The following is a 20405-nucleotide window of genomic DNA, read 5'->3' as shown; positions in this document are numbered from 1 at the left end:
CGCGCCAGTTCATGCGGCGCGCAGCGAAAGTCGTTTCATACCAGACCGGCCCTTGGTGCAAATCGCGGCGAAGGTGTAAGGAGAGCCCAACCTGTACCCTGGATTTTATTGCTGCATGCGCTTGCAGCAGTAACGACACTGCAACTGCCGAATACCTTGTGCGGCCAAGCAGCGGAAAAAACTGTCATTCATGCAAATAGCAGCGATGCTCGCGGCGGCGGCTCACAGTTCGCTCAACAAAACCGTCCTTCACTTCATCCGCAACAGCTATCGCCTAGCTGAATTGGTGGACACGGGACCGTGGCATATGAACAGTAAACACAACAGTCGCCTTCCAACGGATTCAAAACTGTTTTGCACGACTTGCATTCATAGAACCACTGGCAAGCATCCGTTGGCATTTGCTCGGTTTCACTGTGGCCGCACTTCGGGCAAATCAGGGTGCTTTCTAGGACTACAGTTTGTTTTGTCATAGTCTCACATCTGCATGATCAGGTAATCGTTAATCCATGCCTCGTTAAACACAACGACCCAACCCACGCCGGTGATTGGAGTCGTTCCTGCAAGCCACCATTTCAACGTCGGCAAGGAACCGCGCCGATAAGATACCATCCATGATATCACGACGAACGCCGTTGACATCGTCAGCACATAGTAACTCGCTGCGGCAACCTTCCCAAAGATTGCCAACCAACTGCCACCCAGCCCCAGTAACATCATCGTCATGGGCAAAACGCAGCAAGTCGCGACGCCAAGCGCTGATAGCGATCCCAAATAGCTGAGGCTAAGGTACTTCTGCATTCTGTTTCCCTGATGGACTACGTCGCGCGGAGTTGTAGAGACAACAACCTCTCGTTTAACTTCTGTAGCCACTACAGGATCAAGACAGGATCAAGACAGGAAATCTCACATGTTTGCGATTGGGGAGGCATCCCGGCAAAGCGGTGTCGGAATTGATACTATCCGCTACTACGAACGCGAAGGGATCGTGCCGAAACCAGAAAGGGCATCGAATAATCGACGCATGTACTCCGCGCACGATGTTGGACGGCTTCGTTTTCTAAGGAAGTGCCGAGACATGGGTTTTTCGCTTGCCGATGCAAAGGTGCTTCTCAACCTATCCGAAGGTGATAGCGAGGATTGCCAATCCGTTAAGGAACTGGCCGAGCTTCATATCTCCAATGTGCGTATGAAGATAATCGAACTTAAGCGATTGGAGGCCGCCCTGAATGAACTTACGGCCAACTGTAACATCGGGAACGTTTCTTGCCCGATGCTTGCGCAGATACGGACCTACTAATGGCACTTTGAGGCTCGCAGTCGCCCTATGCCAACGCAGCATGATCCAAGATTCGGGCCGCGCAGAATCTACCGTTCGTTAGAGAGGTCAACTCGTTGATTTAGCAATGTTTCAATCACTCAATGAACATTTGTGCCTTGCCGCGGTGTTCTTGAAGCACGCGGCGATTTCGGACAGTGAGCCCTACCTGCCGTGCCTGAGCAATCAATTTGCTGCATACGCATTCGGCAGGTTTTATCGGAAGCCGACCTCTGATTTCCGAACCACAGAGCAATGGTTCTGCTTATCTTTGTCTCAAATTGGGCTGGGCAGACTTAGATCTTCTGTTGCTTTCCGTTGTATCAAGGCTTGTATCGTGTGTACTCGAAGTCCATATACACAGGGCTTACGTTTTTCTTTTTCGACCTGCTGTCTCCCAAACTCGGCGTTCAGTCTTTCGATTCAGACCGACCACGCCGAGTCGCCGCAATAATGCGGGCGGCAAGTATTAGGAGACTTCCACCATGGCAAATGGCACAGTAAAATGGTTCAACTCGACCAAAGGTTTTGGCTTTATCGAACCTGAAGATGGCAAGCGCGATGTGTTCGTGCATATCTCAGCACTTGAGCGTTCCGGCATCAGCGAATTGAAGGACGGCCAGAAGGTCACTTTTGACGTCGAAGCTGGCCGTGACGGGCGCGACAGCGCCGCCAATCTGGCACTGGCCTGACCTTTTACGGGCACCCTTATGGGGTGCCCGTTTGCACAATGGGCTGCTAAAAGCCCTTGGAGAACAAGTCAGTTGCAACAGCAGGAATTGACCCGGGCGCTCGCGCAATACCGTGTGCCCGATACGAAGCGTAGCGTTATTGAACTGACAATCACTGTCATCCCCTTTTTCGCGCTATGGGGCGCAGCGTGGTTTGCGCTATCCCTTAGTATCTGGGTCACTGTTCTATTGGCCATCCTGAACGCCGCATTTCTGGTCCGTATCTTTATCATTATGCATGATTGTGGTCATGGATCCTTCTTTAGAAACCGCACCGTTTGCAATTGGACCGGCCGGGTTCTGGGTGTTCTCGCCCTGACACCCTATGACGTCTGGCGGCAAAGCCATGCGATTCACCATGCCTCAACCGGTAACCTTGATCGGCGTGGTATGGGTGACATTCCTACATTGACCATTGAGGAATACCTGAAACGGAATTGGTTCGGGCGTGCCGCTTACAGGTTAATCCGGAACCCCTTCTTCCTGTTCTGTATCGTACCGGTCTACACGTTCTTTTTTCAAAATCGCTTGCCCTTTGGTTTCATGCGGTCAGGCTGGCTGTATTGGGCAAGTGCAATGGGAACAAACGCCGCGATTGCGGTGGTCCTGGCTCTGATTTTTTGGACCGGAGGCCTGGATGTACTGGTTTTTGTATTCCTTCCAACCATGATCGTCGCCGCATCGATTGGTATTTGGCTATTCTATATTCAACACCAGTTTGAACACACGACTTGGGAGCGGGAAGAAGTGTGGAATCTTCAGAACGCCGCATTCTATGGAAGTTCTCACTACGCCCTGCCAGGCATCCTGCGGTGGTTCTCTGCCAATATCGGTGTGCACCATGTTCACCACCTTGCCAGCCGCATACCGTTTTATCGGCTAAACGAGGTATTGCGTGACCATTCCGAGTTGGAAAATTGCCAGCGTATTACTCTATATGAGAGCCTTCATTGCGCACGATTGCATCTTTGGGATGAAAAAAGTCAACGTCTGCTGACTTTTTCCGAGGCTTTGTCGAACGCCAATTCCAATAGGCATCTAGTGTAGCCTGGCGCGCACCAAAAAGGCTTCGACAGTATCACCGCCGAGGGCGCGAATGGCCTCTAGTCGGTGAAGGCCTTCAATCAGCACGTACCTCTTGTTGTCCGCGCGTATCTGGATCGGGGTCTTCTGGCCGTTCTTCAGAATATCTTCGGCCAGCGTCAGGACTTTTTGCTGATCAAGTGTTTTTGCACGCTTCACAGGTACATAGATCAGGTCGAGCGGGTATGGTTTCTTCTCCAGCATAAGCTACGTGTGCAACCTTTCGTGCATTTGTTCCGGTTCAGAGTTCTCTACAAAAGCGGGGGCTGGAACGTACGTCATAGAACCGAACGAACAGCGTCGCGCAGTTCCTGATGCATAATCCAAGTTGCTGGCTCATCGTCACTTTCGATGTGAGAAAATGCCAGGACCTGAGCGGCGCCATCATTCTGTACCGATCCGGCTTCGGGTAGGTCCAGTTCCAGATATTCTGCGATCAATAGTCCGATTTTCTTGAAAACCTTGATGGAGGCCTCGCGTGATTTGTAACCGGCTGCCTGAGACAAGTGACCAATGGTCAGACCTTCCCTACCTGCGATAGTAAGTGCTTTGAGCATTGTGACCTGCGCAGGGGTGAGCCTGATCTGGCGCAATGCCTCTGCATATTCTCTTGCACTGGGAACGAGCGTGCCGGAGTTTCCTTCCAAACGTCGTTGACCGCTACGTTTCCTGTCTCGTTCTTCGAGAATTCCTTTTAAGGCTTCAATGGCCAACTCTGGTGTTTCACCAACTGCATCGGCAATCATTGCCTGCGTTTTAGCTGGTGGCTTGGGGAATGCGCGCGCAACGCTGTTACCGCTCAGAATGCCGGCCTTAATCAAGTACTTGCCAAACTGTTCCTCAATCACACCGGCTACGTCAGCGTTCCGCGACTTACGAACACTGCGTTCCTGAAATGCTCTTTGTTCTAGGTCGCGAATTGCCGATTTTGGGTGTCGGAGGCTAACCTGAGGGGTGCTTTTACGCATCAGAGAAACACCACCACAATTATGGCCGCAACAATCACCGCCAATGCGACAAACATCTTTATGCTGTAGGACCAGCGTTGCGCCTTTTCGGCTTTGAGTATTTTACCCAGGTTTTCGTCAATCGAGTTATGGTTCACGGATTCGTCCTTCCGGATATGTCAGGCGGTATTGGTTCCCACCAACCTATTGTCGCGGCACATTTTCGGTGCACTTATCGTTCTGTCGTGTAAACGGCCGATTACATTCCCAACCATCACCTCTTCGATTCAAGTGAGCGTTTGAAGGGACAAGGATCGCAACGCACCTGTCCCGGTTTGCGCGAAAACCACGTTCGCATTTCCATCCGGAATACGTTTCAGGTGCAAGATATGCATGCTGTGGAACAGCCACAGGCTCACAACCGCTCTCCGCTGCCCTGTAACCTCTGAGGCACACCCAACCATCCGCGCTGTTTTTGTCAGTCAGGCGGCCGTTGCTCGGGACATTAATCGCAACACAATCCTGATCCTCCTTACGAAATCCCCAGTTGCAGTGTATTTCCTGCACGCCAAACCGGGTTTCGACGTACCCATTTTGAGGTGCCATCACTTCTTCACAGAGTTCCCCGACACGCTGGAACAGCCGATTGCACTCCCACTGATCTCCGGTTGATGCAAGATAGGCATTTTCAGGAACTCTTATTTCCTCACAGAGTTCTCCGACATTCTGGAAACCGTGATTGCATTCCCAGCCGCTACCATAGGAGCTACCCGTCAAATATGCGTTTTCTGGTACGTCTGTTCTTTGGCAGGATCCGTTCTTGTTTTCGAAACCTTCGTCACAAACAGACCCATCGGCATTGCCCGCGACCTGGGCGGGAAGCTGCGTTCCGGAGAGCAACACCAAGAGTGTCGGGATCAAACAAAGAATGCAGCGCGTAAACACGATGAATGACTGATTGAAAAGGAGCCTGAGACCTGATCTATCGGGCATCAAACACGCAATTTATAAGCCATGTGCAGTTCATACGGCGCCTTCTTTCATGGTTCACGCGATGACTGGGGCTTGTCAGGTGACAGTTGCGAATGCTTGCGAGGAACGAGCTCATAGCGAAGACCCCAGCGAAACCCGTTCCTATGCTGGGGCACATGCTACAGTTATTCTGAAGGCCATTGGATCATCGAAGCCGGCAGCATCGCGGCGACGAGTAACTTTCACCAATGCACTTTTGTGGTCCTTAGCCAGAATAGAGTCAAGGAAGTTTCCCTTGTCGCAATGCAAGTACCGCCAGGGCAGGTAGTTTTTGAAACTGCCGGTGACCAAGATCCTTGGTGAACTACCGAAAGAAATTGTCTGGCCTGAGTGCGGCGAAAGAGGAGTATGTGATCAAGGCTTCCCCGTGACTATGAATGACTGGCCTGATAACATTGGCTGCAACGCAGCGATTTTCGCGCCGCTTCTGCACAAGTACTCGCGGCGTGATCAAATGGCCGCTCGGTCCCGCACCCTGTAAATTGCGCCTGAGCCGAGAAAACTGTGCTGCGAGCGTACGCAACAAGATTTTGACACTTCCGCTCAGGGCACGCTACGTCCCACTCCTGCGTAAAAGAACTAGAACCACTATGGATTGGCGACCGACAGCGCCGCTCGCCAAACTGTCTCAGATGTCTATGCGCTCTGCAATGCTTAGCGCGTCTTCCAATTCAACGCCCAGGTATCGCACGGTGCTATCGACCTTTGTGTGCCCAAGCAGAAGTTGGACCGCGCGGAGATTTCCTGTCTTGCGGTAGATCTCAGCTACTTTGGTTCGGCGAAGCGAATGCGTGCCATATCCGCTCGGTTCCAATCCGATTGCGGTCACCCAGTCTCGAACCAGCCTGCCATACTGGCGCGCCGAGATGTGTGGTCGATCATGGAATCGGCTTGGAAACATGAACCGGCTAGCAAACATTTCCGGTGATTTTACCCATACCAATACAGTTTCTCGCGTGTTTTCCGTCAGTTCGAATTGAACAGATCGCTTGGTTTTGCTCTGGATCACCGAAACACGCTCACGGACGCGATCGTCTTTGACAAGATCGGTCACAGCGAGTTTGACCAGATCGCAGCCGCGTAGCTTGCTATCAATCGCGACGTTGAACATTGTGAGATCACGCAGATTTCCAGAAAGTTCGAGCCGGGCACGGATCGCCCAGACCTGTTTTGGGAGTAGCGGTCGTTTCTGACCGATGATCCGCCCCTTGTTCCAAGCTCTGGGTTTTGGGGTGACTGCAGGTAGTTGGACTCTTGGCATATTTTGCACTCCGATCCACCCTCCGCACCCAAGCAACAGCACCGCGCTGACCACCGAATAGTACAAGCGGCGTGAATGCCTGCTGTCCGATTATGAATACTGGCATGGTTTAAGTGTGTGCATTAGGCGGCTTGAGCCCATATCACTACGCATAAGAACGGTTCGAGTCCAAACCGCGCGTACGCTTCGTCTTCAGCACCGATTACCGATCGGGTTCCACGTTAAAAGGCCCGGGTCAGCACCAATAAGATAAAATGAGATATGATCAGAAAAGCTGGTAAGACCGGCGTCAGGTTATCAGCGACGCCGAGCTAACCCAGGGCTTACTGATACGCCATTTCGCCACGCGCTCAACCCCTTGCAGCGTCGACAAATCCGCTCTCCGAACCCTTCGCTCCAGAATGGCGTTCTGCAACGAAGACACGGGCGTTCTTGCGGCACGTCATTGTGGGCGCGAGCCATGATCGTATCTGCGTCGTTGTCGAAGTCTTCCATCAGTTCTTAGCCTCGATTTCTGTTTTGGTTTATACAGCGACTGGAAAAGAAAGTTCCGAGCCCTAAGCCTTGAGATTGAAGGAGCTGCCTGGTTCAGACTGTCCGATGGGACGGCCTGTAATCCGAGGGGTTTTAATAGGACGAACTGGCATTCCTTCGTTCTCAGCAGCTTGGATAGCGAAAGCATACCGAGAACCGCTTGCGCATCCTCGTGGTATGGCTCGTTGATCTGATGATCCGTCGTCTGCCTCAGAAATGAGCGACTCCGAGTAGAGGTGCCGAAGTTGAGTCTCAGACACACCATCCGCTTCCATAATCAATTGCACCATGGGATCGGCCAAAAGTTGGTCGAGCAAGAACTGCGACAACTGCTTTGAAGACAATTTATCCTTTGCGCGGGCTCTCTCCAAATCAGTAAGAGAAACGGTCAAGGTTCGCGCCAGACCGGGGTGAGATTTCCGTGGAAGCAGAAAGATTAGCACTGATGCTTTCCAGGCTTCTGGATCCAAATAATCTGGTGGTGCGGAAAGCTCAGTTTCTATGTCGTATTCGCCCGCCGGGAGTAATTCGTCAAAGCCAGGGAAAGTAAACGGCCTGGAAAAGACTGCGATTGTCTTGCTGATTAGTTGGTTCATTTGGGTAGTTCTCCTTTGCTGATACCGCTCGCTCGGAGATGTAAACAAGAACAAGCCACCCGCTCCCGGCAGGGTATTATCAGTTTTGAGGTTTAGGCTTTGATTTTTCGGGGACGGCGTCCTGCCCTTTCGACGTCACTTCTTTTTTTGACGCGTCCGCATCGTTTTCCTTCAGTGCGGCAGCCGCTCTGGTCGTCAGGTCTTTGAAAGACATCATTTTGATCCTTTGATTGTCCGCAACACCCACGAGCCCAGATAGGGTGTGAAAAGTGAATGCGGCTACATCCAATATAGGGATTGGGTGCCTCATTTACTACGTAAAGCCGTAGAATAAGACGGGTGGATGAAGCAGAACCGAGGCGGCGGCAACCCTGGCGCGCTACTTTCGCTTCGAATATGGGCGATCAGTGTTCGCTGGGGTGCAGTCAACCAATGCGCCATCACCATGGAAGACTTTTGCTACATCGGGTGCAGCCATGCCGCGCGAGAGCGCGCTATAGTTCAATTTCAGCTTCACCTCGCCACCAGGGCGAAGCAGACAATTGGTGTTTTCAACAACGATATGATCACTGGTGGCTCCGACGAACGTGACGCCAGCAGGGAAAATTAGACCCGCCGCATCGGTGTCCTGGAGTCCAATGGCAAGGATCGACCGAGTGTTCGAAGGACTGTCTAAAGTCACACACTGCATTGAAGGTATGGGATAATTCAATTGCAAGGGATTTGGATTTGATTTGGTCTTCGTTTCGATCACTTCCGCCCAAAGCGTAAAAACATCTGTGTAAAGCCCGTCGATCGCGTATCCCGAAACGGGATCGGTACCTAACAGGATGGCCTCACCCAGACGCAGGTTGTTGATCTTTCCGGTCGCCCCCTTGCCAAGCGCCCACGGCAAACTGGCAGAACCGCCGCCTGACACTGTTTCCAGAGCGGGTCCACTTGCAAGTTCGGTATCGACGGCAAGCGACGAAAGCAATTCCATTGCTCCTGCAGAGGGTGCCACATGACCCAGACAGGCAAAATTTGCACCAATCCCCTTCAGAGAAATCCCTTCCATTCTAAGAATTTGAGACACAGTGCGCTCAAGGTGTTCAGGCAAGATGCCATCCCGCATATCCCCCATTTCCACCATCAGGATAATACTGTGAGTAATGTTCTTTCCCAGCGCACTCACGGCCAGGCTTGCGATAATGTCCATTTCTGTGTTGAAGCTGACATTGCAGTTATCAACAACTTGCGCGACCTGGCTCAGCATGGGCGTTCGGATCAAGGATATGGAGCACGAGATCCCAGCATCGCGCATACGTATGATATTGCTGATCCGCGCGTCCGCCAGCCCTGTCGCGCCACCTTCAAGCATAGCATTCGCAATCTCAGGATGACCGCAAACGGCTTTTGTCACACCTGTCACCGTAATTCCGCGGGGTCTAAGGTGGTCGACCAGGAACCGTGTGTTGTACCGAATTTTGTCCAGATCAACGTCAATACGCAGCTTGCTCATTCAATCGTCGTAGCACGTACGGGTTGCAAGCGCGGAAAGGCAGATAGAACCATATTCACCAAGTTTTTTGGAGGACGGTTCAATGCGTCAGTGACCGGGAGATACAATTTGCGGTTATAGTCTGTGATGGCCTTTGAAATCTCAATATCATTCATTCCTTCATGGTTGATCGTCATGCCAATTACCTCTGTGTTCGCAAAAGCCTCGATCAGGGTGATTTCATCGCAAGGGTCGGGCATTGTCATGTTGGGGAAATCACATCGACGTTTTCGTTTGGGCGCGTGTTGAAGAATAACTGCATGTGGCTGACTGCCTCGCAGAATGAAGGCTGATGTGCAAAAGGCCGGATGGCTTAGCGCGCCCTGGCCCTCGATCACTATGACATCCGGGTGTTCATCTTCAGATGCTGCAACAACAGCGCGCTCAAGCTCGCCACAACAAAATTGCGGCGGCACCGAATCCATCGCAACGCCATACTTGGCGCCCTGCATCAAACCAGTTTGGCCGGTGCCGACCAAAACTGTTTTGATCCCATGCGCGTTAAGTGCGCCTGTCAGGATTGTCGCGGTTGTACGCTTTCCAATTGCACAATCGGTGCCGAACACCGCGATGCGGATCGCCTGGACGTCTCCAATACTGCCATCTAACAGGCGCAGGTCGGGATTTGGCTGCGGCTTGCGAATGTCGCGTATCGTGACATCGTGAATTTTGGCAAATCCGGCGAGCTCCTTGTCATCGCTAAGAAATTCATGCAGCCCACTGACGATGTTCATTCCGAGCGTTATCGCATCCACAACAACTTCGCGATCCTCAAGGGACATTCTGCCGCTGGCCGGCGCCATTCCGTAAATAAAAGTGTCGGGGATCGTAGCTTCATTAGCGACGGCGGCATCAAGATCATCGAAGATGGGAACCTGATTTGCGATATTATCAAGCACTTTGCCACTGTCACAACCGCCATACGTGCTGTCGATCACCGAAAGAACGCGATAGGCCTGTGAATGTCGAACGAGACCATTAGCCGTCTTGCCATCGATCTTTGCGAAGTTTCCTTCGCAATACACAATTGCAGTCGGTGTATCTGTCACAAGTGTCTTGCGGTGAAGCTCTGGAGAAACTGCTTGTTCAGGCGGCAGCTTTTGCGCATTGCTGGCAATGAACTTCCTGTCATCCGACGCAATGGGTAGGGGTTTCATATCTGTTCCTTTTGGGAGTGTGAAACGCGCCGTCCTTGGTAAGAACGGGCACAAATTGTGAAGTTTGGAAAAATGGGCTCTCTGCCTGAAACCTCAATTGTTCAGAACACACTGACCTTCTGACTGATGATAATTTCTGTGGCATTCCCACCTATTACCGGATCGGTCGATATGGGCATTTTCTGGTAACTCGATTGCATTGCAGCGATCACCGGACGCCTCGTAACCACGTTCGCATTTCCATCCAACTCCATGGATCGCGTCATCGTAGAAAGCATTTTCAGGCACAAACACGGCATCGCACTGTCCGTCGCGCTCAAAATACCCACGCTCGCACGTCCAGGGACGCCCGCTGGTTGATGCGTTCAGAAAAGCGTTTTCCGGCACCGCTACTGCCACGCATGCTTCTCCGTTTTTTTCGTAGCCACGGTTGCAACGCCATGCAGATCCATAAGTGCTATTCGTCAGGTAAGCATTATCCGGCACCACGATTTTCTGGCAGCTATCGTCTACTCTTGTGTATCCACGCAGGCACCGCCACCTCTCACCTGATGGATCGAGATATCCACCTTCAGGCACAATCACTTCAGTGCATGAGGTGCCGCCAACTTCAACAAAGCCGTGCATACATGCCCACCCTGAGCCGTAGGTTCTGTTTGTGGGGTAGGCATTTCCCGGCACGACAATGGCAACGCATTCTTCGCCATCCAACCGATAGGACAAATCGCATTCCCAACCGTCGCCATATTTTTTGGGATGCGCATTATCCGGGATCGAATTTGTTTCGGCCGATGCGGGATTTGATGAGATAAAGGAGCCCGCCAAGCAGCTGAAAACGCCGACAAACAGCGCCGTCATAAAGTGAGAGTAAAACCAGTGCTGATTTTTTCGATTTGTCCTGGTGCAAACGGCGTTGTCCGAATGTTGAGTGATTGAGTTACGATCCATCCAGGTTCAGCCCCTCAATGCAGGCCTGTGCCAGATCTTTGTTGGGGGTTTGGGATCCCGGTACCGTTGCCCAGCCGGCTGCCATAACGGCATCCTTTCGCTTGAAAGAAGAAGCTTCTTTGATCGTTGTTATTTTTTCGGCGCGTTGGGTGTCAGTTCTCGCCATGTCGACGCAGATCGGAACCAACGCAGCGATTACATTGTCGCGGGACATGGCGTTGGCCATCTTGTCCGCGTTACTGCCGGTCATCCATCCACCCCAAGAAAATCCAACTACGCCTACGAAAACTCCTCCGATCAGGGCGCCGTAGATTCCGGGTTTAAGCCATTCGGGCGTGTTCATAATCTATTCCTCCTGCGGGGAAAGCGCCGCATCGCTGTCATTGTTAGATGTGGCCAAGGTTTGGTCTTGCTTGAGCGCCAGTTCAAAATCTTCTGGGTCAATTGGGCGCATTTCCGTGCGACCTGGCTTGCTGCCTTTGCCCTGAACTGTCAGGTAGGTTCCGGTTCTGCGATATGCTTCGAAACTCAGGCCCTGTAGTAGTTCTTCTTCAACAACTACTTCATACTCGCCTGCAGGAAGTTCATCCGGGTAGCCGGACAAAGAGAACGGATTTGAAAACGTCACCAAAGAACTGGACGATCTCGTGCTCACCTTGGTCCTCCATATAGTTTGTTGGATCTTCCCCGCGCAGTCTGCCGCGGTACACGCTCGTAAGCGCCGCGGTAGTACTGGCGTTGTGATTTAGAATAATGTGCAAATGGCAGACGCGCGCTGATCGATGTTAGTCTGCGGCCAATGACCTGAGATTTTATTGGAATCTCAAATGCATTTGGTGCCCGAGAATCCGGTACTGCCAAAAATTGACTAACCTGCGTCAGTGCAACGATGTTTGGATTCCGGCAACGTGATGTGTGTTGGCGGGATATTTGCTGGCGTGTTCTTAACGAGTATTTGAGAAGCGCAGGAAATCCAGTACCGCAATCGGACTGTATTTATCTTGCGCTTCTTTTTCGGTGAAATCCAAAATCTGCCGAAGCGAATGGCGTCTCTAACCAGGCAACTATCATCAAAATCCCGGCATCGCTGAAGGGGTGAACCTATTGCTTCAACAGTGGCCCGGCCTGATCCAGATAAGTGGGGTCAAAACCGGCCAACGTCACCAGTCCGTCATAATCATCAAATGCCACTTGCCCGGATTGAAAAGTAACCAACCCCTTCTCCCGCAGTTGCCGTAGGACACGATTAACATGCACGGCACTCAGTCCCAGCGCATCGGCAAGGTGGTATTGTGTCAGGGGGCAAGTGTATCCCGTCTTGTTTGCCATCCCGACCTGAGTCAGCCTCACACCAAGTTCCAAAAGAAAATGCGCCATGCGCTCACCCGCATCTCGCCGTCCTATGTTGACCAGGTGCTCAACCACCATCGCTTCATCTCGAGATACCGCCCAAAGAATTGCTGTCGCCAGCCGGGGCGTCTGCGCAAATGCTTCCAGGAGATCATCCACTACTACTTCAATGGCTTGGATTTCCATGATTGGTTCTATGCTGTGATCCGAGGTGTGCAACAGAACGCTTCGCAAGCCCAGAAAGTCACCCGGTATTTGGAAATCGACGATCTGACGCGACCCGTCAGTCTGGGTTTTGTAGGAACAAACCCAGCCCGAGGCCAGAATGTAGGCCGCCTGCTCTGATTGCCCTTGATGCACAAGGTCACGTCCGGCTTCAAAGGTTCTGCGACGCTTGTGCAGGCGTGCCAATACCGCAAGTTCAACCTCAGTCAGAGCGACGAAGTTTGAAAGCTTTCGGGTGAGTGGACTATTTTTGATAGTGCGCAAGTGTTCTTCCTTCATCGATGAGCAGCCCGCGAAACTATCCGACGCCAAGACTGCTTTCGATCAGTTAAGTATACAGCAATCTATGCCAGTATGGTGCAATTCATCGTGGCGCTTCCATGCTTGGACGCCTGTTAGAAAAGGACGTCTACCATGGCTGACCGGCAAGACCATTCAGGAATGGCCGCACTCTCAATTTGTGAAGCGCTTTTGCTTGCAACTAAAGATCGTGAGCTTCTGCCCGAACATGAAATTGTGGGAGTTCTGCATGACGCAGCTGCTGCCCACGAAACAGCAGTCGGCAATAACGATGAAAAGGACATGCACCAGGCCGCCGCAGTTCTGATAAACAAGATCATTGCTTCCGGCTATCGCGTTCGGCAGTAACGTTAATTTCCTGTCAGAAAAACAAGATTACGCTTGTCAAAAAAGCATAACAACAAATAGAAGCACTATTGGTGCCTCGTTCCTGATCAATTCAAACACGAAGCAGGAACCAAAGTTCCAATCTCTGCAATATCTCGACTTTATGAAAAATTCCACGACCGCGACATACTCCCTCTTCCTCGCCACCTGCATGAGCCATAACGAGAATTTGCTTACTGGCTGAAGGCCCGCATGGCCTGTCCTGCTGCACTGCCAGCGACAACGCAAACGTTGGCTTTGTTCGGCGTCTAAGCTGCTGATCCTATGTGCCGCGAAACTAGAGTTTGATAGTATCGCATCATCATAGCTTTGAATGACCGGTCTGGCGACAACAGCTGCAACGCAGCGATGAATGTGCTGCGACAGAAAATCAATGCTGCGTCAGCAATTGCCGCAATCGCACAAGTCCGGTTTGTCCCGCAGCTTTCTCATTCAAAGATCTCGAGATTTCGCTATTGCGGCGAATGTCCGGAAAACGGGCTGCAAGCGCGGCATTCTGGCAGTTCGTTCAGGTCCTGTATGGGCCGCTTCCTAGTTGTTGGCCGCGGAAGTGGAGTTTCCCTAGGTTTTTGTCCTTATCACGGCGCGCCTTCGGAAAGAGAGCCCAGCCATTCCCACACTTTCTTAGCAGCGGTGTTTCTCGTAGCTCTCTGAGTCAAACAGGCAAAGTATCCTCGTTTGGTTCGGACCCTCTTGTTCGCCAGCCGCACCAGTTGTCCTTGATCAATCAAACTTTGAAAGAGCGTTTCCCAGCCGAGAATCACGCCATCACCGTTCATTGCGGCTTGGAGGTACACCATGAATGAGGTGAATCGTTGCTCGGATCGAGGGACCGGTAACGATATGTCGGTTCCTCCGAAATACGTCTCCCAATCATTGGCGTGCACTCCGGTAGAAAGGTGCAACAAGGGCAGTCGCGCCAGGTCTTCCAGCGCGTCTCCGACGTTTGAAAACGCACCAGGCTTTGCGAAAGGCACCAGCTTTTCAGAGAAGATCGATACGTTAAGCATCTCTGGGAGCTGGGTTGGATCGTTGAAAAGGATCAACACGTCAGACTGGGCTGTTCGGTAGGTTTCGTTTTGATCTCGGGAAACGAGTTCAATAGCAATGTCTGGGTGTTCAGTTCGAAAACTCGCCAAGCGTTGCATCAAATAGCAGCTGGCAAACCCAATCGTCGTGTTCACTACCACAACGTTCCGATCTGGTTGGGCCTTTATGTGGTCGATAGCGTCCGCGACTTGAGAAATGCCGCCGGAGATTGCTTTGAAGAGGAGGTCTCCCTCAGTCGTCAACGTTGCAGCGGGACGCTTACGAACGATAAGTTTAACCCCGAGTTCTGCTTCGAGTTCCGCAACGCGCCTGCTGATCGAGGGCTGCTGCACATTCAATTCACTCGCGGCACGCGTGAAATTTAGATGCCGGGCAACGGCCTCAAAGGCCGTGAGTAACTTCCAGTTCAACGTAGGCAACCTATATTCCCTCATGGAATAGTATGTATAGCTCTTTTAGGCGTTCTCATCAGGCCCGCAAAAGCCCAAAAATGACGCAGTGAGGCTGAATTTCGGATGTACTGAAGAGTGAACGAACAGATCATAGACCATTCCGTGCCGGAAGGCGGTGCCAAAGAGTGGGCGTGGAATCCTGCTATGCCTATTCCTGTGAGCCCGGTTTTTGCTTGGCCACCCCGACCTGTTCAGGCGGCACGATGGCTTGCCTCGTATTGGTTGGCTTTGTCGTCCACAGTGATCGAGCTGGGGCTTGCCATTGCGGTCTGGTGGCTCCTGCAACCGACTTTCGACGCAATGCAAACGCTTGATTTTTCTTGGATCATGACGATCTGGGGCCGCAATATCGTTTTGCTCGTCCTGGTGACCGGAAGCCTGCACCTTTGGCTCTGGCGGTGGCGCGGTCAAGGAGAGACCACCAAGTTCGACACCCGCGACCTGGCTGTGAACAATCGCAATTTCACCTTCCGCAATCAGGTATTCGACAATGTCTTTTGGTCCCTTGCTTCGGGGGTGACAATTTGGACGATCTACGAAGTGCTGTACTTCTGGTGCGCTGCCAATGGGTTTGCGCCTGTTGTCAGCTTTGGCAGTGCGCCGATCTGGTCAGTTGTCTGGCTCATACTGATCCCTCTGTGGGCATCTTTCCACTTCTATTGGATACACCGCCTTTTGCACTGGCCACCAATCTACAAGCGGGTGCATTCGCTCCATCATCGCAACGTCAACGTTGGTCCATGGTCAGGTATGTCGATGCACCCGCTCGAACACCTCGGCTACTTCTCGTCTGTTCTGATCCATTTTGCAGTCCCGTCCGACCCGGTCCACGTGATCTTTCACCTGTATAATCTGGCGCTGAATCCCGCAGTCTCGCATGCCGGATTTGAGAAGCTGTTTGTCAAATATCGCAAACGCATGGCGCTTGGGGATTTCTTCCACCAGCTGCATCACCGTTACTTTGAGTGCAATTATGGCACAGCCGAAGTGCCATGGGACGTCGTCTTTGGCTCGTTCCACAATGGCACACCTGAAGCCACGCGGCGTGTCCGCGACCGCAAGCGTCGTTTGGGGCGATGATATGAAAGCGCAGGCTGCAGTCATGTACGGTGTCGGTCAACCTCTTCGTGTTGAACAGCTTGATTTGGCAGAGCCAGGGCCCGGTGAAGTGCGCCTTCGCATGGGCGCGGCTGGGGTTTGCCATTCAGATTATCACGTCATGTCAGGCCAAGCAGGTCACGAATTGCCGGTTGTGCTCGGACATGAGGGCGCAGGTACGATCACAGCCTTGGGCGAGGGCGTCGAGGGCCTCTACCTAGGCGATCACGTCGTGCTCAGTTGGATTCCCTATTGCGGGGAGTGCTTCTTCTGCAAGAACGAACAAACCCACCTGTGCCAAGCCTATAAAGAGTCACTTTGGGCTGGAACCATGCCGGATGGCTCCTGCCGGTTTTCGAATGCAAGTGGATCGGTTTATCACTTGTCGATGCTCGCTTGTTGGGCTGACAACGTGGTCGTGCCGCAGGTGAGCTGCGTGAAGATCGACAAGGCTGTTCCCTTTGAAATCGCTGCTCTTCTGGGATGTGCTGTCACCACGGGGGTCGGGGCTGCATTGAACCGTGCCAAGGTTGCGAACGGTGACAAAGTCGCAGTGATCGGAGCAGGCGGCGTTGGGCTCTCAATTATTATGGGCGCAAAGCTTGCAGGCGCCGCGCAGATCATCGCCATTGACGCGTCACCCGAGGCCGCGAGCAAGGCACACCACTTAGGGGCCACGCATTTCGTTGATGCAAAACAGGACGTAGGTGCGGCTATTCGAGCCCTCACTGAACATGGGGCGGATCATGTCTTTGAAGCTGTCGGAAAGCGGATTTTACAGCGCGCCGCCATAGATTACTGTCGCCCCGGAGGACAGGTGACCTTTGTTGGGATGGACGCCAACGATGCGACGATTGAGTTGCCATCCACCGGCATCATTCGGTCAGAGATCAACGTCACAGGGTCGATCTTTGGCTCTTGCTGCACGACTCGGGACTTCAAGGAATATGGTCAGCACTATTTGGATGGTGACCTGCCCATCAACCAGCTGATCGGTCGCCGCTACCGGCTGGGTCAGATCAACACCGCAATTGATGACATGCTGGCCGCAAAACCCGGGCGCGGTGTCATCTTATTCGACTAGAGCAGTGAGATGATCGAGACCGCACTCACCCGTCTTGCAAGATTTGTGTCTGAGGGCGCATTGACCCCAGATCAGACAACTACGGCCAATCTCAGGGACAGTGTGATCGACACACTTGGTTGCATGATTGTCGGGGCCAAGACAGACGTCGCGCAACGCTGCCGTTTGGCAGTTGCAAATATGGGAGGAGGAGGACCCTCGCGTGTTGTAGGATCGTTTGAGCGGTTTTCACGACCACATGCGGCATTCTTAAACGCCGTGGCTGGGCACGCGTTGGATTTCGACGATTGGGAAATCCCCGGTAATACACACCCGACGGTGGTTTTGCTACCCGCATTGCTGGCAGTAGCGGAACTGCACACGAGAGGAGAGGACTTGGTTCGTGCTTATCTTGCTGGGTTCGAAGTGATTGCCCGACTCGGTGAAGCCTTAAACTTTGAACACTACGACGCTGGATGGCATTCAACGGCAACTTTAGGAGCGATAGGTGCGGCCGCGGGCTGCGCGCGTTTGATGGGGCTGAACCCATCTCAGACGGCGAGAGCCATGTCCTTCGCCTGCAGTTCCGCTACCGGGTACACATGCCAGTTTGGCTCAAGTGCAAAGCCTGTCCAAGCAGGGTTCGCAGCGCGTGCCGGTGTGGAGGCCGCTTGCCTTGCCAAAGCAGGGCTCAGCGCTCAGCCTCACGTGTTTGACCACCCCCGCGGCCTCGCCGCACTTATGGGAGGTCTCAACACAGACCGTTTGGAGCAGGTTTTGCAAAAACTGGGGATGTCATACGCTCTGAGCGAACATGGCCTCGTTCTTAAGCCATGGCCAAGCTGTGGCTACACCCATCGGATCATGACCTGCACACTGGCGATGCGCGACCGCGTTCCGGTGGAAGAGATTTCGCAAATCATCCTGCATATGCCCGATTTCCACGCGGCTGTTCTGCCGTTCGGCAGACCAAAAGCGCGCGCGGAAGCACTTTTCAGCGCACCCTTTGTTGTGTCCATGGGGCTTTTGGTCGGAGATCTGACACTTGCCGATCTTGATAACGAAGCTTGGAAACGTCCCAATATCTCGGAGTTGATATCGCGCTGCGAACTTCGATCGTTTAGTCCTAAAAGACCTGATCTGAACTACAGCCCCGAAGACCCCGACCGTATAGAGGTCATTCTACGGACAGGCGAACGCATCGAAGAGCGCTGTGTGTACCCTTTAGGCGCTCCGGAAGTTCCAATGTCAGGGCGCGACGTCATGGCCAAGTTCAAAGCCAATCTTGGTCGGATGTCCGAAGCGAGTACCAGGCGCACGGTTTGGATGGCCAAACTACAAGACTGGCCAAAGGCCCCCTCCGTACTTGACCTCTTTTTCGAAGAAGGACTTGCCCCATGAGTAGAGTGAGATCAGGGCGCAACGCGCGGCGCGCGGCTCGGCAAGGTGGTGCCGGTTCAGGTCCCACCACCTCGATCTGGCCAGGGATCGAAGGGGGACAATATCGTCCAATTCCCAAAGACGGGATTGAAGCCATCCATCAAACGGCGCTGCGTATCTTGGCTGAGATAGGTATTGCGAGTGCCACACCCCGCTGTATTGACACTGTCGTTGCCGCAGGTGGTTCGGTCTCCGAGGCAGGCAGACTACTCTTTCCTTCAGACATGGTTGAGCGCGTCTTGGAAACCGCCGTTCGTGGCTTCAAACTGTACGGTCAGACGCCCGAATATGATCTCGACCCGTCCGGAACGCGCATTCATCTCGGTACATCCGGCGCGGCTGTTCACATCGTGGACAGTGAAAGCGGCGAGGTGCGCGACACAACCTTATCTGACTTGCATGATATGGCGCGGTTGGCTCAAGCTCTTCCCAACATTCATATGTTCCAACGCACCGTTGTCGCACGGAATATACTTGATCCTCATGCAATGGAGTTAAACACGGCCTATGCGTGCGCGGCGGGGACCAAGAAGCCCATAGGAACCTCCTTCAGTTCAGTTGAGACAATGCGTGCCACCGTCGAGATGTTCCACATTATCGCTGGTGGGGAAGAAGCGTGGCGTGCGCGTCCGTTCTGCTGCGTCTCAACGTGTTTCATCGTTCCACCGCTTACCTTTGCGGAAGAAGCTCTCGGCATAATAGAGTGCGCGGCAGAGACGGGCACGCCATTGAAGCTCGTATCAGCGGGACAGGCCGGAGCGACCAGCCCTGCACCCCTTGCTGGTGCTGTCGCTCAGCAGACGGCTGAAGTGCTGGCGGGGCTGGTGTATGTTAATTTATTGAACCCCGGCCATTCCGCGCTCTTTGGAGCATTGCCTTTTGTCAGCGACCTTCGGACCGGCGCGATGTCGGGAGGCAGCGCAGAACAAGGGGTGCTCATGGCGGCCTGCGCGCAGATGGCACAACACTACGGCATACCTTGCGCGGTCAGTGCGGGCATGACCGACTCCAAGTTACCGGATTTCCAAGCCGGTTACGAAAAGGGGATTACCGAGCTATTGAGCGCATTGGCGGGTGCCAACCTGATTTATGAGGCCGCCGGGATGTATGGCTCACTGCTTGCCGCAAGCAAAGAGAGCTTTGTGCTCGACAACGACCTCATTGGATCAGTTATGCGGGCCACGCGCGGTTTCGAGATCAACGAAGATGCATTGGCGTTTGATGTCATTCGCGAGGTGTGCCTCGAAGGCCCCGGTCATTTTCTTGGTAGCGACCAGACCTTGGGTAGAATGCAAAGCGACTACTACTACCCGGCCTTAGCAGACCGCGCGACGCCTCAAGCCTGGGCAGATGCAGAGACTCCAACACTTCTCCAGACAGCTCGTGAAAAGACACGAGATATTTTGGAGCAACCTGCGGATGCGGTTTTTGGCTCAGAAACGAATTCAGAGATCATGGCTAGGTTTCCTGAGATCCAAGAAGCTTGGTCTGATTTGCAAGGCATCAAATCGTCTGCACAAACTTAGCTTTTTCGCTCGTACAAAGTCTTGGCTGTTCCTCGATTCGAGCACTTGGAATTGGGTGGTGATAGTCAGTTTTAATGGCAGCTTTTGGGACTGCGCTGTCGCAAAGGCTGTTTAGGTCAAGGTCCGGTTAGGACCGGTCATCATGTGGAGTTGGACAGGGCGGCCCGCACTATGCTGCACTTTGGTCCTACGACTGCTCCTAGTCCAAAGTAGCTTCTATACAATGGGTCTTGGGTGCTAACCTGGACCAGTGACCGATCTTGTCTTATCCTACGACCCGCACAATTTAGATGCAGAAACATTATGCGGCGCGATACAAGCGGAGTATTGGGGACGTGATCTTTCGAAACACAGATCCTCACATCCT

At 52.9% G+C, this 20405-nt stretch carries 23 protein-coding genes; 8 read left to right on the top strand and 15 right to left on the bottom strand.

Going from position 1 to position 20405, the window contains the following annotated elements:
• Positions 1-254: 254 nt before the first annotated feature.
• On the bottom strand, positions 255-473 hold the full coding sequence (locus ACR0KM_RS19285; RefSeq protein ID WP_254446079.1) for a GDCCVxC domain-containing (seleno)protein: 219 nt from the start codon (positions 471-473) through the stop codon (positions 255-257).
• Between the two features lie 4 nt (positions 474-477).
• The gene (locus ACR0KM_RS19280; RefSeq protein WP_170452349.1) at positions 478-801 is read right to left on the bottom strand and encodes a hypothetical protein; all 324 of its coding nucleotides are present in this window, start codon (positions 799-801) and stop codon (positions 478-480) included.
• Between the two features lie 109 nt (positions 802-910).
• Between ACR0KM_RS19280 and ACR0KM_RS19275 the strand changes: the two genes are divergently transcribed.
• From ACR0KM_RS19275 to ACR0KM_RS19265, 3 genes are all read left to right on the top strand, one after another.
• A complete protein-coding gene (locus ACR0KM_RS19275) occupies positions 911-1300 on the top strand; it encodes a MerR family transcriptional regulator (RefSeq protein ID WP_170637988.1) in 390 nt (129 codons plus the stop codon).
• A gap of 503 nt (positions 1301-1803) precedes the next feature.
• Positions 1804-2010 carry a cold-shock protein gene (locus tag ACR0KM_RS19270; RefSeq protein WP_170430361.1) on the top strand — a complete coding sequence of 69 codons (207 nt, stop codon included), beginning with the start codon at positions 1804-1806 and terminating at the stop codon, positions 2008-2010.
• A gap of 72 nt (positions 2011-2082) precedes the next feature.
• Positions 2083-3096, top strand: coding sequence for a fatty acid desaturase (locus ACR0KM_RS19265; protein ID WP_480669782.1), 1014 nt, complete (start codon positions 2083-2085; stop codon positions 3094-3096).
• Here the strand turns inward: ACR0KM_RS19265 and ACR0KM_RS19260 are convergent.
• The 12 genes from ACR0KM_RS19260 to ACR0KM_RS19205 form a co-directional block, all read right to left on the bottom strand.
• Complete coding sequence (locus ACR0KM_RS19260; protein WP_480861143.1) at positions 3088-3336, bottom strand: ParB N-terminal domain-containing protein; 249 nt, start codon at positions 3334-3336, stop codon at positions 3088-3090. The genes ACR0KM_RS19265 and ACR0KM_RS19260 overlap by 9 nt on opposite strands.
• 74 nt (positions 3337-3410) lie before the next feature.
• Complete coding sequence (locus ACR0KM_RS19255; RefSeq protein WP_170743318.1) at positions 3411-4100, bottom strand: hypothetical protein; 690 nt, start codon at positions 4098-4100, stop codon at positions 3411-3413.
• Positions 4100-4237, bottom strand: a complete 138-nt coding sequence (locus tag ACR0KM_RS19250) for a hypothetical protein (protein ID WP_170743319.1) — start codon at positions 4235-4237, stop codon at positions 4100-4102. The genes ACR0KM_RS19255 and ACR0KM_RS19250 overlap by 1 nt, the downstream gene beginning before the upstream one ends.
• Before the next feature lie 1502 nt (positions 4238-5739).
• Complete coding sequence (locus ACR0KM_RS19245; protein WP_170743320.1) at positions 5740-6372, bottom strand: tyrosine-type recombinase/integrase; 633 nt, start codon at positions 6370-6372, stop codon at positions 5740-5742.
• Between the two features lie 557 nt (positions 6373-6929).
• Positions 6930-7502: a hypothetical protein gene (locus ACR0KM_RS19240; RefSeq protein WP_480861144.1), complete on the bottom strand. Its 573-nt coding sequence runs from the start codon at positions 7500-7502 to the stop codon at positions 6930-6932.
• A gap of 79 nt (positions 7503-7581) precedes the next feature.
• Positions 7582-7716 carry a hypothetical protein gene (locus ACR0KM_RS19235; protein WP_269149748.1) on the bottom strand — a complete coding sequence of 45 codons (135 nt, stop codon included), beginning with the start codon at positions 7714-7716 and terminating at the stop codon, positions 7582-7584.
• Positions 7717-7881: 165 nt separating this feature from the next.
• Positions 7882-9003 carry an alanine/ornithine racemase family PLP-dependent enzyme gene (locus ACR0KM_RS19230; protein WP_480861145.1) on the bottom strand — a complete coding sequence of 374 codons (1122 nt, stop codon included), beginning with the start codon at positions 9001-9003 and terminating at the stop codon, positions 7882-7884.
• Positions 9000-10199 (bottom strand): N-acetyltransferase DgcN family protein, encoded by a 1200-nt coding sequence (locus ACR0KM_RS19225; RefSeq protein WP_480861146.1) that lies wholly within the window; start codon positions 10197-10199, stop codon positions 9000-9002. The genes ACR0KM_RS19230 and ACR0KM_RS19225 overlap by 4 nt, the downstream gene beginning before the upstream one ends.
• A 93-nt stretch (positions 10200-10292) precedes the next feature.
• Positions 10293-11147 (bottom strand): hypothetical protein, encoded by an 855-nt coding sequence (locus ACR0KM_RS19220; protein WP_480861147.1) that lies wholly within the window; start codon positions 11145-11147, stop codon positions 10293-10295.
• Positions 11137-11490, bottom strand: coding sequence for a hypothetical protein (locus ACR0KM_RS19215; protein WP_170452329.1), 354 nt, complete (start codon positions 11488-11490; stop codon positions 11137-11139). The genes ACR0KM_RS19220 and ACR0KM_RS19215 overlap by 11 nt, the downstream gene beginning before the upstream one ends.
• 3 nt (positions 11491-11493) lie before the next feature.
• Complete coding sequence (locus ACR0KM_RS19210) at positions 11494-11802, bottom strand: hypothetical protein (RefSeq protein ID WP_170452327.1); 309 nt, start codon at positions 11800-11802, stop codon at positions 11494-11496.
• Positions 11803-12248: 446 nt separating this feature from the next.
• Positions 12249-13001: a Crp/Fnr family transcriptional regulator gene (locus ACR0KM_RS19205; protein WP_170499212.1), complete on the bottom strand. Its 753-nt coding sequence runs from the start codon at positions 12999-13001 to the stop codon at positions 12249-12251.
• Between the two features lie 135 nt (positions 13002-13136).
• Between ACR0KM_RS19205 and ACR0KM_RS19200 the strand changes: the two genes are divergently transcribed.
• The gene (locus tag ACR0KM_RS19200; RefSeq protein ID WP_480861148.1) at positions 13137-13370 is read left to right on the top strand and encodes a hypothetical protein; all 234 of its coding nucleotides are present in this window, start codon (positions 13137-13139) and stop codon (positions 13368-13370) included.
• Positions 13371-13987: 617 nt separating this feature from the next.
• Here the strand turns inward: ACR0KM_RS19200 and ACR0KM_RS19195 are convergent.
• A complete protein-coding gene (locus ACR0KM_RS19195; protein ID WP_480861149.1) occupies positions 13988-14869 on the bottom strand; it encodes a LysR substrate-binding domain-containing protein in 882 nt (293 codons plus the stop codon).
• Positions 14870-15055: 186 nt separating this feature from the next.
• On the opposite strand from ACR0KM_RS19195, the gene ACR0KM_RS19190 reads away from it, so the two are divergent.
• The 4 genes from ACR0KM_RS19190 to ACR0KM_RS19175 are packed head-to-tail and all read left to right on the top strand — an operon-like array spanning position 15056 to position 20038.
• Complete coding sequence (locus ACR0KM_RS19190) at positions 15056-15991, top strand: sterol desaturase family protein (RefSeq protein WP_480861150.1); 936 nt, start codon at positions 15056-15058, stop codon at positions 15989-15991.
• A 1-nt stretch (position 15992) separates the two neighbouring features.
• Positions 15993-17093: a zinc-binding dehydrogenase gene (locus tag ACR0KM_RS19185; protein ID WP_480861151.1), complete on the top strand. Its 1101-nt coding sequence runs from the start codon at positions 15993-15995 to the stop codon at positions 17091-17093.
• Positions 17094-17102: 9 nt separating this feature from the next.
• Positions 17103-18473: an MmgE/PrpD family protein gene (locus tag ACR0KM_RS19180; RefSeq protein ID WP_480861152.1), complete on the top strand. Its 1371-nt coding sequence runs from the start codon at positions 17103-17105 to the stop codon at positions 18471-18473.
• Entirely contained in the window at positions 18470-20038 is a 1569-nt protein-coding gene (locus ACR0KM_RS19175) for a trimethylamine methyltransferase family protein (RefSeq protein WP_480861153.1), read from the top strand. The genes ACR0KM_RS19180 and ACR0KM_RS19175 overlap by 4 nt, the downstream gene beginning before the upstream one ends.
• The last annotated feature ends 367 nt before the right edge of the window (positions 20039-20405 follow it).

The sequence above is a fragment of the Ruegeria sp. G10 genome (assembly GCF_056533645.1).
The sequence above is the reverse complement of the archived record's forward strand: the minus strand, read 5'-3'. Positions and strand labels throughout refer to the sequence as shown.